The organism is Pedobacter sandarakinus (genome assembly GCF_026240095.1).
In the GTDB taxonomy this organism is placed as follows: Bacteria; Bacteroidota; Bacteroidia; order Sphingobacteriales; family Sphingobacteriaceae; genus Pedobacter; species Pedobacter sandarakinus.
This window is the reverse complement of sequence record NZ_JAPIVG010000001.1, coordinates 760,134-774,788: the sequence shown is the minus strand read 5'-3', so window position 1 is coordinate 774,788 and position 14,655 is coordinate 760,134. Positions and strand designations below refer to the sequence as shown.

Sequence of the window (14,655 nt, the reverse complement as noted above, 5' to 3'; positions counted from 1 at the left end):
ATGAATTTAATTTCAACAAAAAGAAAAATTACAACTGTTGTATTGGTTTGCCTTATGGCTTATCTACCTATGCAAGCCAATGCCTGGGGCATGATTGGCCACCGCGTTGTTGGTGAAGTTGCCGATAGTTACCTAAAAGCCAAAACACGTAAAGCTGTGCAGGCAATTCTGGGTTCAGAGACTTTGGCCATGTCTGCAAACTGGGGCGACTTTATTAAATCAGATCCTGCTTTTGATTATCTTTATAACTGGCATTTTGTTAATTTTCCTGCTGGGTTAGATAAGCAAGGTGTTTTTAATATTCTCGAAACGCAAAAAGCTCCAAATCTTTATAACAAATTAGAAGAGCTCATTGCCACGCTAAAAAAAACCAATACCAGTGCCGAGGAAAAGAAACTTGCGCTACGTATGTTGGTACACATGGCTGGCGATTTATGTCAGCCTATGCACACCGGCCATCAAGACGATTTAGGTGGAAATAAGGTTTCGTTATTGTGGTTCAACGAAAAATCTAACCTGCACCGTGTGTGGGATGAACAACTGATAGAATACCAGCAACTAAGCTATACAGAATTTGCTAAAGCGATTAACCATCCATCTAAAATTCAACTTTACAATTGGCAGAATACCAGTTTAAAAGATTGCATTTACGAGTCTTACCAGATATGCGATAAAATTTACGAAGGCACAAAACCAGATTCTAAATTGAGTTATCGTTATAATTTCGACTGGGTAAATACCCTAAATGAACAACTTTTAAAAGGTGGGGTTCGCTTGGCAAAAATGCTTAATGATATCTATGCTTAAAATAATGTAGCACATTGCCAACCAATTGCGTTTAGGCATTAAATAGATACCAGATGAAGAAACTGATATTTTTCACTTTGCTTTGTACCGTGCTTGCTTGCAAAAAAGGCTCGGATCAGAAATTGGCCGACAATAATTGGCAAATTCAATCTTCAACCATAACCCCTGCCTTAACCACCAGCGGCAAAACCAGCACCAATTACATTGAATTAATGGGGGCGGAGAGTTGTATTGCGAGAATGTCTATTTTATTTAATGCAAACGGTACTTACATTATGAGTTCTAATGGCGCACTTTGCGACATGTTCGACAATTTCGGAATAAAAACCTGGCGAAGAGATGGCAATAAGATATTTTTATCTGCATTTGCAGAACCACTAATGTTAGATGGTAAAAAGCTTACACAAACCACCACATTCACAGCAGCCGGTGGCACAGTTTATACGCTCGTGTCTGTTTATAAAGCGAAATCTAAATAAATGAAAATTTTAATGGTTTGCCTGGGCAATATTTGTCGCTCTCCTTTGGCCGAAGGAATTTTGAAGCAGTTGGCAAATGACGAAAATCTAAATTGGGAAATTGCTTCTGCAGGTACAGGAGACTGGCACATTGGCAAGGCGCCAGATAACAGAAGCATTGCAGCAGCAAAAGTTCTTGGCTACGATATCAGCATGCAGAGGGCACAGCAGTTTAACCGGCAGATGTTCGACTATTATGATCTTATTTTAGTAATGGATCGGAATAACTTGAATGATGTTGCGAGGATGGCCAGAACCAACGGCGAACGTCAAAAGGTAAAACTATTTCTTGATGATAACGAAGTAGTTGATCCTTATTGGGATAACGACTTATTTAGCGTTGTTTGCAAACAGGTAGAAGATCGGTGTAAAGAAATTATCAAACAACTTTCGTAATTTAGGCTTTCGCTATTGTTAACCAAATCCCTGCTATGAAAAAATACCTTGTTCTGTTTGCATTTTTAATTGCGCTTGCCAGTACCGTTTATGCTCAAAAAAACAAAGCTATCCTGGTGTTTTCGAAAACTAAAGGCTTTAGACACAGTTCCATTTCTGATGGAAAACGGGCAATTCTAGAACTTGGTAGACAGCAAGGTTTTTTGGTTGACACTACCGAAGACGCCGCTATGTTTACTAAAAAGCAATTAAAAAAATATGCCGCTGTAGTTTTCTTGAGCACTACTGGTGATGTTCTAAATAGTGAGCAACAAAGTGCTTTTGAGCAGTATATTAAAAGCGGAGGCGGCTATGTTGGCATCCATGCGGCAACTGATACCGAATATGATTGGCCCTGGTATGGAAAGCTAGCAGGTGCTTATTTCTCAAGTCACCCGGCTGTGCAACAAGCCACGTTCGTCGTTAGGGATAAAAATCATCCGGCTACAGCATTTTTAACAGATTCCGTTTGGATACACCGCGATGAACTCTATAATTTTAAAGACATCAGTCCAGACATTAAGGTGCTATTAACCATCGATGAATCATCTTACAAAGGTGGTAAAAATGGGGCATATCATCCATTTAGCTGGTACCATAAGTTTGAGGGTGGACGAGCCTTCTATACCTCAATGGGGCATACTAGCGAGTGCTGGAAAGACCAAAAGTTTTTACAGCATCTAACAGGTGGTATCGAATACGCAACAGGTAAGAAAATGAAAGAAAAGTAGGTCAATTTTCACCTTCCAATTAAATGCTTCTTCTTACCAAAACCGCATCGTTTTTTTCATGCACTAAGAAGATATATTGAAGCATACAGAAACTGGCAATGGCACCGAAAGTATGCCATAAGAAATGTGTCCCGACTGATAGTAGTACCCATTTATCGGCAATGCGAAAGGTTAATGCAAAAACAAATGCTAATAAGGCAAAGCCTACCCATTTTCCGTGTTTCCATTTTGTTTTCAGCAGATAGCCAAATACAGGGAACAATACAATCGCTGCCATAAGTGCATAATTAATGTTGATGAAGATCTGGAAATCTCCTCCCGTAAATAACTGACGAACATAAAATTGGAAAGCTGCGTAGAACACAATAATTAGCAATGCGTAGTACCACCTGGTTAGTTTCGCCAAAAAGTAAATGCCTGCCGATAAGCAAAGTAGCATAATCGGCATCCAATCCATCATTATAAAAATTGGCCATCTTCTTAAACCATGGTATGTTGTGCCACCTATGCCGCCAATGTATAGGAGAATGAGTGCAATACTTAAATAGGTATGCGTGCCAAATTTCCCCCATACCCTAAAAGTCCAATATATGGCAATGGCTAAAAAGAAGCAGCTTGTTATGGTATTTAACGGTTCGGGGAAAAATTGTGTCAAATCGGTTTCAGTGTACGCAGTACCGCCATCTGGTGGGTTTTGTATCATATCCAATATTAAATATAAAAGTTAAAAATAACATAACCATTGTGTAGTTGATAAACTCAAACGTGTCCTATTTGCTTCAAAATTTGCGTAAAAACTTTGCGACGTTAATTGGTCAGGTGATTTCTAGCTCCTAAAGAAATTATCATGACACAAATAGGAAGTCTTTCTATTTGCAAACAATATTAAGGGTTTAGCTAAAATGTCTATTTTAAAAAAATTACAAACCTTTCTATCTGGTTCCTGTTGCAATAGTATATCAAAATCTATAAAAACATGAAAACTACAACATTAACAACAGAAGTTTTAAACGACTTAGTTCAAATTAATAACGATCGTATAGTGGGTTACGAAAAAGCACGTCAGGAATTAAAAGATGGAGATGCGGATTTGAAAACACTATTTTTAAATATGATTTCTGAAAGCCAAAAATATAAAATGGCCTTAGGGACAGAAATCGCTGCTCTTGGCGAAGATATCGATTCAGGTACCACAAATTCCGGCAAAATTTACCGTGCATGGATGGATGTAAAAGCGTTATTTACAGGTCACGACCGCAAAACAGTTTTAAACAATTGTGAGTTTGGTGAGGATGCGGCTCAAAACGCGTATAAAATGGCTTTAGAGGTTGAAGACTTGCCAGCCAACATTAGAACGCTCATCTCAGAACAAAAAGCGGCGCTAAGAACATCGCACGATGAAATTAAAAGGCTTCGTGATTCGCAAGCATAATAAAATCAACCAATTATAGGAAAGTCCTCCCGTTTGGGAGGACTTTTTTGTATATTAAGATTCCAGTTCGCGATCTAAATGCTCGGTTACCCGTTGGATCGTATTGTCTATGGTATTGCTTAATATCGTGATGTACGAACCCTTTGTTGCATGATCGATGGCTTGTTGCAAACATGCTGTGCTGGTGTTGTTAATGATAATCTCCTTATTCGGATCTACTTCCTTAATTCCTTGTAATAGCAAGTTTATTAACTCTTGCTGCTCACGTCCGCGAAGGTATTTCTCCTGGCAGATATAAATCTTATCGAACATTTGCGCTGCTATTCTAGCCGTTTCGATGATATCTTCATCTCTTCTATCACCAGTTCCGGAAATAATACCAACATGTTCTGATGCTTCAACGCTTTGCAAGTAAGATTTTACGCCATTAAACCCATCAGGATTGTGTGCAAAATCTACCAACACTTTAAAATCTTTGAAGCTGAAAACATTCATTCGCCCTGGCGTATGTGCTGCAGAAGGGATAAACGTTTCTAAAGATAAGCGAATATCTTCGGGTTTATATCCCCATAAATAAGCGGCTAAGGTTGCTGCCAACACATTTTGGATCATAAAATTAACCGAGCCGCCAAAGGTTAGTGGAATATGTGTAGCCTTATCTACCCGCAACTTCCAGTCTCCAGTTTTAATGGTAATGTACCCATTCTCATAAATTGCGGCAATGCCACCTTTTTTACAATGATCTTTAATTACCGGATTGTTCTCATCCATGCTAAAGTATGCCACATTACAACGGGCATCTCTGGCAATTTTAACGCAATATCCATTATCAGCATTAAGTACTGCCCAGCCTTTACGTCTTACAGCGCCGATAACTACTGCTTTAACACGGGCTAGATCATCCAGATTATGGATGTCTGAAATGCCTAAATGGTCTTCTTGAATGTTGGTAATTACGCCAATATCGCAGGCGTTAAAGCCAAGCCCAGCCCTCAAAATGCCGCCACGAGCAGTTTCCAATACCGCAAACTCAACAGTGGGGTCTTTTAAAATAAATTCAGCGCTTACCGGACCAGTAGTATCGCCTTTCATCAACATTGTATTGTGTACGTAAACGCCATCGCTGGTGGTAAAACCTACACGCTTACCATTGCTCCTCACAATATGTGCAATGAGTCTTGTAGTGGTGGTTTTTCCATTTGTTCCGGTTACCGCAATAATTGGAATTTGAGATAATCTTCCTTGTGGATATAGCATGTCTACAACAGAAGCAGCTACGTTTCTCGGCAAGCCTTCGCTGGGAGCTAAATGCATCCTAAATCCTGGCGCCGCGTTTACTTCCAATACCACACCGCCATTCTCGGTAAGGGGCTGCGTAAGATTTTGCGCCATAATATCAATTCCACAAATATCCAAACCTATAACCCTCGAAATCCGCTCGCAGATAAAGATATTTTGCGGATGTACAATATCGGTTACGTCAATAGAGGTTCCGCCAGTACTTAAATTGGCCGTAGACTTTAAATACACTACCTCTCCTTTTTCGGGTATGGTTTCCAGGGTATATTCCTTTTTAGCAAGTAAGTCTAAAGTATCTCTATCTACTGCAATTTCGGTAAGCACATTTTCGTGTCCATAACCCCGGCGAGGATCTTCGTTTTCTTTGTCTATTAATTCTTGAATGGTATGGATGCCGTTTCCTTTCACATGCGCAGGATCGCGTTGTGCTGCGGCAACTACTTTATGGTCTATCACCAAAACCCTAAAGTCAAATCCGGTAATAAATTTTTCTATAATCACCCTGCGTGAATACGTTTTCGCATATTCAAACGCAGCTCTAGCAGCGTCCATGGTTTTAACATTAATGGTTGCGCCTTTACCATGATTTCCGTCGAGAGGCTTAAAAACCAAAGGGAAGCCAACTTTATTTACCGAGCTTTCCAAATCGTCGGCGTTAGAAATAGTTACCCCAGATGCTACAGGAATTGCCGCCTCAGTAAGTAGTCTTTTTGTTTCCTCCTTATTACTGGCAATGTCTACAGCAATGCTGCTGGTTTTCTCGGTCATAGTGGCACGAAACCGCACTTGGTTTTTTCCATAACCCAATTGTACCAAAGAGCTTTTATTTAGCCTGATCCATGGAATGTTTCTACTTACCGCCTCCTGAACTATAGAGCCTGTGCTTGGGCCTAATGCTTCAAGTTCGCGTATCTCCTTCATGCGTCTAATGTCATGCTCCAGGTCATATTCTTCATCATCGATGAGCGCCTGCGCAATTCTTACCGCAGCTTCTGCGGCATAAACACCAACTTTTTCTTCCAGGTAGCTAAATACAACATTATAAATTCCTTCAGTTTTGGTTTGGCGTGTACGACCAAAACCAGTTTCCATACCTGCAATAGTTTGTATTTCTAAGGCAATGTGCTCAATAACATGCCCCATCCAGGTGCCTTCCTTAACACGGGTAAAAAAACCGCCCTCTACCCCTTTAGAACAGCGATGTGTAAACATACTTGGCAACAGCTTCTCTATCCGCTCGCTAAAACCTTCTATCACATTGGTTGGCCTTTGCTCAAGGTCTTCCAAATCCAAGCGCATTTGAATAAGTTTCTTCCGGCTAATCGACCAAATATTCGGCCCTCTTAATACTTGTATGTTATATATTTTCATGAAATTATTTGTCGTTTTTGATGAGTAGCAGTTAAGCAGAATGGCTCTTCTATCAACTAAATTGATGATTGTAAAATATGCATTTATTTTGAAAGTTGTTAATCCAAATACCTAAATCAATTTATATGGCTATTTGTTTTATCTACAGGCATTCTAGATAAAAATAGGCGTTATATTTATCTCCACAATTGTTGGTAATTGCACAATTATTGACAAAAAAAGTCGTGTTTTTTATCATAAGCTGATATATTTGGGTTTTTTGATAGGATAACTAATACACAAAGAATGGTTCCGAAAGGCAAACTCATCATTATCGGTGGTGCAATAAACACAGGCAGCTTTGCAGAAACGCAATTTGGATTGCCCGAAAACATGAATTTTTTTGAAAGAGGAATCTTAAAAAGAATTACCACCGAATCGATAAAAGATACCGAATCTCGTTTCGAAATCATTACAACGGCATCTTTAATGCCAGAAAAGGTTGGTGAAGAATACATTAAAGCTTATGCTCAATTGGATGTGCATAACTTAGGCGTACTTAATATCACCAATAGAGAGGAAGCTAATGCAGAGGAAAACTGCGAACGCATTAAATCGGCTGAAGTAATTATTTTTACTGGTGGCGATCAATTAAGGCTGTCCTCTATTTTTGGAGGTACAAAAATCCACCAAATACTTTTAGATAAATATAAAAATGAGCCGGTTGTAATTGCAGGTACATCAGCAGGCGCAGCGGCAAGCTCTAAAAACATGATTTACCAGGGCAGCAGTAAAGATGCTTTGCTTAAAGGTGAAGTTAAAACTACTGGCGGACTAGGTTTTATCGATGATGTTATTGTAGATACGCATTTTGTGCAACGCGGAAGAATTGGTAGGTTATTGTATGCTGCAGCAAGTAACCCTGGCATTTTAGGCATTGGTTTAGGCGAAGATACGGGCTTGTTCATTTCTAACGGACATAATATGGAAGCAATTGGTTCTGGAATGGTGATCTTGGTAGATGGCAGGCAAATGGCAGATACCAATTTAACCGATGTAGAAATGGGCCAGCCAGTATCTATAAAAAACATGGTTGTACATGTTATGTGCGATGGTGATGTTTACGATTTGAATGATCACAGCTTGATTATTCATCATCCAAAGGTGGCACCAATAGCCTAACCAAATACCCTTATCTACTTATGAAATTGATCATCCATGGAGGGTTCTTCAGCGAATCGTCTACTAACCAGGAAACCAAAAGAGCCAAGCAAGATGCTTTAGCCAGAATTGTAACGCTAGGGCACCAGTACCTACGCTCGCATACAGCGCTAGAAACGGTGGTCTATACCGTCAGTTTGTTAGAAGATGATGAATTGTTTAATGCTGGCATTGGTTCTCAAATCCAGAGTGATGGTAAAGTAAGACTGAGCGCTTCACTGATGGATGGGAAAACAGAGAAGTTTAGTGGTGTCATCAACATAGAAGATGTTAAAAACCCTATCCAAGTTGCCCAACATCTGATGCCTTTCGACGACCGGGTGCTCAGTGGAGGCGGTGCGCAAGATTTCGCCCGAAAAAATGGTTTCGGCTATTTTAATCCAATCACCTCACAAAGACAAAGCGAGTACGAGGCTAAATTAAACCAGTTAAATAACAAAGGAACGGTTGGTTGCGTGGCACTAGACGCAGATGGTAATATCGCTGCAGCCACATCAACAGGTGGAAAGGGATTTGAAATTCCATGCCGCGTAAGCGATTCTGCAACCGTTGCCGGCAATTTTGCTAACGGTTATGCTGGTATTTCTTGCACCGGTGTTGGCGAAGATATTGTGAGTAACGCTTTAGCAGCAAAAATTGTTACACGTGTTGGCGATGGATTTTCTTTAAAGGATGCTTGTGAAAAATCCTTCAAGGAATTAAGTAAAATTGATGGCTTTGCTGGGGTAGTCGGAATTGCGCATAATGGCGAAATTTATCATCTCGATTCCCACCCATACATGGTTTGGGCATCTTTCGATGTTAATTTACAGGTATTTAGCTAAAGTTAAATATAAAGTATTATTTTTGTTGCATGACCAAATTTGTATTGGCTCTTGCGGGCTTATTTACATCATTACAACTTTACGCTCAAAACATAGATAGAGTTGATGCTCAGGAGCCAAATGGTAGCAGTGCAATTACCATTTCAGTTTCAAAGTTTATACTTGAAGATGGTAACTCTTTCTATGAAGAGGCAGAAGATTCTGAGAAAAAGGGTGATTTTAACGAAGCCCTAACTTTATTCGGGAAGGCCGCATTCGAATACAACGCTGCAAAAAACTTCATCAGGTACGGGCAAGCTATTATTAAAATGAGTAGCATGCATTATCAACTCGGTCGCTACACTGACGCAGAACAGATACTCCTCAACGTAGCCTTAAAAAATTATTCAAAACTAGGCAGTAAAACGGGCTTAATGAATACATATGGATTGCTAGGAAAGGTATATTTAGCGAACAATAAGTCGACACAATCGATGTGGTTTTATACACAACAGGGCATTCTAGCCAAGCAATTAAAAAGTAATAGCATCTATATCGAATCTATCTTAGGTATTGTTCAAGTAAAAATTAAAAAGAAGGATTTTACCTTGGCACTCCGTGATCTCAAGACGGCAGAATGGTTGGCTAGCGCATCCAAAATTACTCAGTACAAGGGTCAAATCAACGAAGCAAGAGCGGTAATATCTAACAAAACGACTGCGAAAAAAGCGATGTAAAAATTCAGATTTCTGCCTTACATCTTTCCAGCTATTTTATCTCAAACAAAAAAATTTAAATTGAGTTAACCTTAAGGAATTGTTAAATATCAACCTTTTAGTTAGATTTGGTAAGTTTTAACAAGAGACGGTAATATTGCTGTCTCTTTTTTGTTTTTTCGTTAAAATGGTATCATATTGGCTATATAGAATTTGAAATGGATTTTAAATTGTTTAAAGAGATGTTGAAGAGAATATTTTTTGTAATTTTTACTGCCGCTGTGATTGCTTGTCACGCCGCACCGAAGCCCCAACCTATGGTTGATGGTGTTACCAACGTTATGCCAGATCAGCAGCAGCAGTTGGTTATAAGAGAGGTAGTTAACTTGATTGAAAGTTACAACTACAAAAAGGTTCAGGTGAATGACTCCATTTCATCGTTAATTTTAGATAAATACATTAAGTCGCTAGATCAGGGGCGCAATTATTTTTTAGCTTCTGATATTAAAGATTTTGAAAAATATAGGTTTACGCTTGATGATGATTTTAAAAATGGTGATTTAAGTGCACCTTTTTATATCTACAATGTGTATGCTAAACGTTTAAACGAATATTTCACTTATTCTCTTGCTCAGATTAAAACCAAATTCGATTTTACGCAGAACGACACTTTCGTTTACGATAGGGAGAAAATGCCTTGGGCAAGCTCTACAACTGCCTTAAATGATACCTGGAAAAAACGTGTGAAGTATGAGTTGGTAAATCTTAATCTGGCTGGATCTGCAACAGATAAAAACGTTGAAACACTTACAAAACGTTATCAGAATTTAAAATCGCAGACAGATAAAACCAACAATCAAGATGTTTTCCAGATTTTGATGGATGCTTTTACCGAGTCGATTGATCCACATACCAATTACTTTGTGCCAACAAGGGCTACAGAATTTAATGAAGAGATGTCTCGTTCATTTGAAGGTATTGGCGCTCGTTTACAACTTGAAAATGAGGTTGTAAAAATTTCAGAAATTATTCCCGGCGGCCCTGCTTTTAAAGGAAAGCAACTAACCGCTGGTGATAGAATTACGGCTGTTGCACAAGGTGATGGCGAGTTTGTTGATATTGTTGGTTGGAGGTTAGATGCCACTGTAAGTAAGATTAAAGGCCCAAAGGGGACTAAAGTGCGTTTGAAAGTTATCCCTGTAGGGAAAGAAATGTCTTCTAAGCCGGTTATCATAGATATCATTCGCGAGAAGATTATTTTGGAAGATCAATCTGCCAAGAAGAAAGTTAAAACCATCTCTTCAAATGGTAAAGATTACAAAATAGGAATCATATCACTACCAGCTTTCTATGCAGATTTTAAGGCTGCTAACGCCGGAGATAAAAACTATAAAAGCACAACCCGCGATGTTAGAAAATTGGTAGACTCTTTAAAAACCATTGATAAAGTTGATGCCATTGTAATGGATTTACGTGGTAACGGGGGTGGTTCTTTAGTCGAAGCTATTTCCTTAACAGGATTATTTATTGATAGAGGGCCGGTTGTTCAGGTTAAAGATTCTAGGGGTAAAATTGAGGTTGATGAAGATGAAGCAGCCGGGGTTGCCTGGAATGGACCATTCGGTGTGATGGTAGATCGTTTAAGTGCATCGGCATCAGAGATTTTTGCAGGCGCCATACAAGATTATGGTAGAGGCATCATCATGGGGAGCCAAACTTACGGTAAAGGAACTGTTCAATCTTCTATAGATTTAAACAAACTCGTTAATCCGAGTATGCTGCAAAAGATTGCTGGTTTGGTAACAAGAGATAAAACGTTGGGTACATCGCCTAGTGGTGCAAACCCAGCTGATATCAACCTTGGTCAGATCAATTTAACAATGGCCAAATTTTACCGTGTGGCAGGCAGTAGTACGCAACATAAAGGCGTTATGCCAGACATTGTTTTTCCATCGGTTTACCCTATGGACAAAATTGGTGAAGACACAGAACCATCTGCACTTCCTTGGGATGTAATTCCAAGCTCGAACTTTAAGGCGGTAGCGAATTTAGCACCTGTTAAAGCTGGCTTGATTAAAAATAGCGAGCAACGGATTGCCAATTCTTTAGATTTTAAATACCTTAAGCAAGATATTGCAGATTTGAAGAAGCGTGATGCCGAGGTATCTGTTCCTTTAAATGAAGTAAAGCTAAAAGCTGAGCGTGATGCGCAGGAAGCAAAATCGCTTGCCAGACAAAATGAGCTGAGAGCTTTAAGGGGTTTGCCTGCTATTAAAAAGGGCGAAAAGGTTACTAAGCAAGATACGTTCGACTTTATTGAAGATGAATCCCTTAAGGTAATGGCAGATTTTATGCAGCAATCTGGCAATTATGTAATGAATTTAGGAACGCCTGTTAAACAGTTTTAAAACCAGTCAACATGATAAAAAAGAGACAATCGTTAACCGATTGTCTCTTTTTTTTCGATCGAACTGTAAACCTTGTATTTGGCAATATAAACCTTGCTGGCAAAGCTGTAGTTCTGTAACCGTTTATAGTTGCAACACCGTGGCCACTTAAACGGGATTGCAGCGATATCCTTTTTTGTTTTATGCAAGATAGTTTCGGCAATGAACTAACCCAAAAAAGATTTAGCGAAAAGCCCGGCTAACTTGAATATTGCGGTAGGCCAGGCTTTTCTAATTACCTTTGCTGATAGGGTTCTGACTCAACTGCATGGCCATCATTTCTTTCATAGTTTTGTTCATTCCTTCGGTGCTGCCATCTAGGAAGATAATATTTCCTTCACCGTACTCGGCAAATTGTTTAATGGCCTCAGTCCACATGGTGAATAGAATTACCGAAGTATCTAAGTTAGCTTGTTGCATTTCATGGGCGGCATTGGTCATCCCTTTTGCTACTTCCTCTCTAAACAAGGCAATCCCCTGGCCACGGAGTTGTGCTGCTTCACGTTCTGCAGTAGCTGCAATTTTAATGGCATTTCCGTCTGCTTCAGCACCCTTGGTTTTGGTAATAAGCAAAGCCTGACCTTCGTTTTCTGCCGCTGCCTTTAAGTTATTTGACGCTACAACACGACTCATAGAGCGCATAATCTCTTCATCGAAGGTAATGTCGTTAAGTTGGAGATCTTGTAAATGATAACCCCAACTATCGAGCACCTGGTCGATTTGTTCTTTAACATGGAGTACTATTTCATTTCGTTGGGCCAATACGTTTGCTTGTTTTTGGGTAGCCACATAGGCACGAATTGAGCCTTCTATGGTTCTAATAAGCGCTTGCATCAGGTTGGTCGCATCAACAAATTTAAAAGCAACGTTTTTGATGGTTTCTTCATCTTGGTTTACAACAGAATAGAGCAACATGGCTTTAAAATATACATTTGCCTGATCTTGGGTAACTGCCTGGAAAGAGAGCTCTACAGAACGGTTCTGGATAGATATTCTTGAATAAATCTGCTCGATTAGCGGAATTTTAAAATTTAAGCCCGGACGAAGTTGTCTTCGATATTTGCCGAAAACAGTTACTACGGCAATAGTTCCTTGCTTTACGGTAACGAATGAACTAAGAAGGATGATGATGAGGATGAACAGGAGAATGTAAATGGTATATTGCATAATTAGATTTTTTATGAAGTTATAAAATTTCTAACGAAATGCTTCACCTAATTGATGTACATGTCTAAAACAAAAATAACTAACTATTGTATATATGATACTAAATTTTAAAAAACATGAATGTAAAGCGCACTTTTGGTACTGTATTAACCATATTAGGAATTATTGGTTTAATTTATGCCGGTTGGGGATTTGTTAACCATAGCCAAAACACCCGTGGTTTAATGGTTTATGGCTTAATCGGATTGATCTTTTTTGTATCGGGAATTGGCTTGGTAAAAAATACTAAGGATGAGAGTTAGATAGCCTAAATCTACTTGCTGCGCTTACCTTTTATAATCTGATACTGACTAAAAGCCACCAGGCATCCGGCCAGGATAATAATCCCGGCTGACAGTAAATTTTTTGGATTTTGGTTAATGTAGTAGGCCGCAGCCAGAACTAAAATTACTGCCGCAATGCCAATGATATAATGAAGTATTAATCCTTTTTTCATTTCTTGATATAAGACACAAATATTCTGAAATTAAATTGAATTGGTGTCGGTGAAGTTTAATCTTTCAAGGTAATTTTGTTATCTGCAAAGGTTAATAGATGGCCAGCAAAATCAGCATCGGTTAACTCTTTCATTCGGTTGAAAGCACGGTGGTTTCTGTCTATGCTTAACCCCTTGATTTTATCTTGCTGTGTAGAAACCACATTGGCAGAAATAAAATCGCCTTTGCTATTAACCTTAAGTTGCAGCAAGGGTGCAATACCATTATTTCCTTTTAAATTAAACATACCATAGGTGCAGAAGTTTCCCAGGCTATAAGCAATAAACTTGTTTTTATATACCTCAACAGCACGCGTAACGTGTGGGCCGTGGCCTAAAACAACATCTGCACCTGCATCTATAACGCTATGGGCAAAGGCGTAAACGTTTCCACGATTTTCATCGTAAAAAATTTCGTTCTTTCTGGGCACGTGCTCAAACCTAGCACCCTCGCCGCCGCCATGGAAAGAAACAATTACCACGTCTACTTGTGCCTTTAATCTTCCTACTAAAGCCCTGGCACTATCTAGCTTGTTTATCGATACCGTATTTTCGTTTGGTGCAAAGGCACAGAAGCCATATTTAACACCGTCTTTTTCGAAGATTTCAAATGGCTTGTTTAATTGGCCGGCATAATGAATTTGCAAAGAATCTAAAATCTTTGCTGTATTTTTTCTTCCTTTCGAATCGAAGTCGCCAACGTGGTTGTTAGCGATGCTTAGCACATTAAATCCTGCTTTTTTATAGATGGCAGCATAACGATTGGGCATTCGAAAAGCATAGCAATTGTTTGGATTAATCCCTTTGCATTTTGTTGAATTGCCCGAATCTAAAAAACACCCTTCTAAATTGCCGAACACGATATCGCCTTTTAAAAAACTGTCTACCGCTTTAAAACTATTTACAGCATCGTCTGGTGGTAGGTTCACAGTTGAAGGAAAAGCCGAACCCAGCATCATATCGCCAACCGCTGTTATTGAAATGGTATCACTAATTTTTTTTATAACGGTGTCTGCCTTCGGGTGCAATACCACCATTTGAGCGTTATTTCCGGTACAACTGATGGTGATGATTAAGATGAGTAACGATACAAATATGCCGCCGGTTAACTTCATTAATTTTGATTTCTTAGGATAAAAAAAATCCTCCTGAATTACTTCAAGAGGATTGTATCATTTTATTTTCACGCCGAGG

Annotated in this window: 15 protein-coding genes; 10 read left to right on the top strand and 5 right to left on the bottom strand. The window is 39.2% G+C overall.

The window, feature by feature from the left end; translation table 11 throughout:
* Genes OQ268_RS03285 through OQ268_RS03270 form a run of 4 tightly spaced genes read left to right on the top strand, consistent with a single transcriptional unit; the run spans window position 1 to window position 2,491 of the window.
* Window positions 1–807 (top strand): S1/P1 nuclease, encoded by an 807-nt coding sequence (locus OQ268_RS03285; protein WP_265854645.1) that lies wholly within the window; start codon window positions 1–3, stop codon window positions 805–807.
* 53 nt (window positions 808–860) lie between these two features.
* Window positions 861–1,286, top strand: a complete 426-nt coding sequence (locus OQ268_RS03280) for a hypothetical protein (protein WP_265854644.1) — start codon at window positions 861–863, stop codon at window positions 1,284–1,286.
* The gene (locus OQ268_RS03275) at window positions 1,287–1,721 is read left to right on the top strand and encodes a low molecular weight protein-tyrosine-phosphatase (RefSeq protein WP_265854643.1); all 435 of its coding nucleotides are present in this window, start codon (window positions 1,287–1,289) and stop codon (window positions 1,719–1,721) included.
* Window positions 1,722–1,756: 35 nt separating this feature from the next.
* Window positions 1,757–2,491, top strand: a complete 735-nt coding sequence (locus tag OQ268_RS03270; RefSeq protein WP_265854641.1) for a ThuA domain-containing protein — start codon at window positions 1,757–1,759, stop codon at window positions 2,489–2,491.
* A 19-nt stretch (window positions 2,492–2,510) separates the two neighbouring features.
* On the opposite strand, the gene OQ268_RS03265 is transcribed toward OQ268_RS03270, so the two are convergent.
* Window positions 2,511–3,194: a hypothetical protein gene (locus OQ268_RS03265; RefSeq protein WP_265854639.1), complete on the bottom strand. Its 684-nt coding sequence runs from the start codon at window positions 3,192–3,194 to the stop codon at window positions 2,511–2,513.
* Between the two features lie 273 nt (window positions 3,195–3,467).
* Between OQ268_RS03265 and OQ268_RS03260 the strand changes: the two genes are divergently transcribed.
* Window positions 3,468–3,923, top strand: coding sequence for a PA2169 family four-helix-bundle protein (locus OQ268_RS03260; protein ID WP_265854637.1), 456 nt, complete (start codon window positions 3,468–3,470; stop codon window positions 3,921–3,923).
* Window positions 3,924–3,977: 54 nt separating this feature from the next.
* Here the strand turns inward: OQ268_RS03260 and cphA are convergent, their stop codons facing one another.
* The gene (cphA, locus tag OQ268_RS03255) at window positions 3,978–6,593 is read right to left on the bottom strand and encodes a cyanophycin synthetase (RefSeq protein WP_265854636.1); all 2,616 of its coding nucleotides are present in this window, start codon (window positions 6,591–6,593) and stop codon (window positions 3,978–3,980) included.
* 285 nt (window positions 6,594–6,878) lie between these two features.
* On the opposite strand from cphA, the gene OQ268_RS03250 reads away from it, so the two are divergent.
* The 4 genes from OQ268_RS03250 to OQ268_RS03235 all read left to right on the top strand — a co-directional run bounded on the left by OQ268_RS03250 (window position 6,879) and on the right by OQ268_RS03235 (window position 11,720).
* On the top strand, window positions 6,879–7,754 hold the full coding sequence (locus tag OQ268_RS03250; protein WP_265854635.1) for a cyanophycinase: 876 nt from the start codon (window positions 6,879–6,881) through the stop codon (window positions 7,752–7,754).
* Window positions 7,755–7,774: 20 nt separating this feature from the next.
* Entirely contained in the window at window positions 7,775–8,617 is an 843-nt protein-coding gene (locus OQ268_RS03245) for an isoaspartyl peptidase/L-asparaginase (RefSeq protein ID WP_265854633.1), read from the top strand.
* A gap of 29 nt (window positions 8,618–8,646) precedes the next feature.
* A complete protein-coding gene (locus tag OQ268_RS03240; RefSeq protein WP_265854631.1) occupies window positions 8,647–9,333 on the top strand; it encodes a hypothetical protein in 687 nt (228 codons plus the stop codon).
* Window positions 9,334–9,554: 221 nt separating this feature from the next.
* Entirely contained in the window at window positions 9,555–11,720 is a 2,166-nt protein-coding gene (locus tag OQ268_RS03235) for a carboxy terminal-processing peptidase (RefSeq protein ID WP_322973927.1), read from the top strand.
* A 270-nt stretch (window positions 11,721–11,990) separates the two neighbouring features.
* Here the strand turns inward: OQ268_RS03235 and OQ268_RS03230 are convergent, their stop codons facing one another.
* Window positions 11,991–12,926, bottom strand: coding sequence for an SPFH domain-containing protein (locus OQ268_RS03230; RefSeq protein WP_265854629.1), 936 nt, complete (start codon window positions 12,924–12,926; stop codon window positions 11,991–11,993).
* A gap of 116 nt (window positions 12,927–13,042) precedes the next feature.
* Between OQ268_RS03230 and OQ268_RS03225 the strand changes: the two genes are divergently transcribed.
* On the top strand, window positions 13,043–13,228 hold the full coding sequence (locus tag OQ268_RS03225) for a hypothetical protein (RefSeq protein ID WP_265854627.1): 186 nt from the start codon (window positions 13,043–13,045) through the stop codon (window positions 13,226–13,228).
* A gap of 11 nt (window positions 13,229–13,239) precedes the next feature.
* Here OQ268_RS03225 and OQ268_RS03220 read toward each other — a convergent pair whose 3' ends face one another.
* Together OQ268_RS03220 and OQ268_RS03215 are read right to left on the bottom strand one after the other, a co-directional pair.
* A complete protein-coding gene (locus tag OQ268_RS03220) occupies window positions 13,240–13,422 on the bottom strand; it encodes a hypothetical protein (protein ID WP_265854626.1) in 183 nt (60 codons plus the stop codon).
* Window positions 13,423–13,478: 56 nt separating this feature from the next.
* Window positions 13,479–14,576 (bottom strand): CapA family protein, encoded by a 1,098-nt coding sequence (locus tag OQ268_RS03215; RefSeq protein ID WP_265854625.1) that lies wholly within the window; start codon window positions 14,574–14,576, stop codon window positions 13,479–13,481.
* Window positions 14,577–14,655 lie beyond the last annotated feature (79 nt).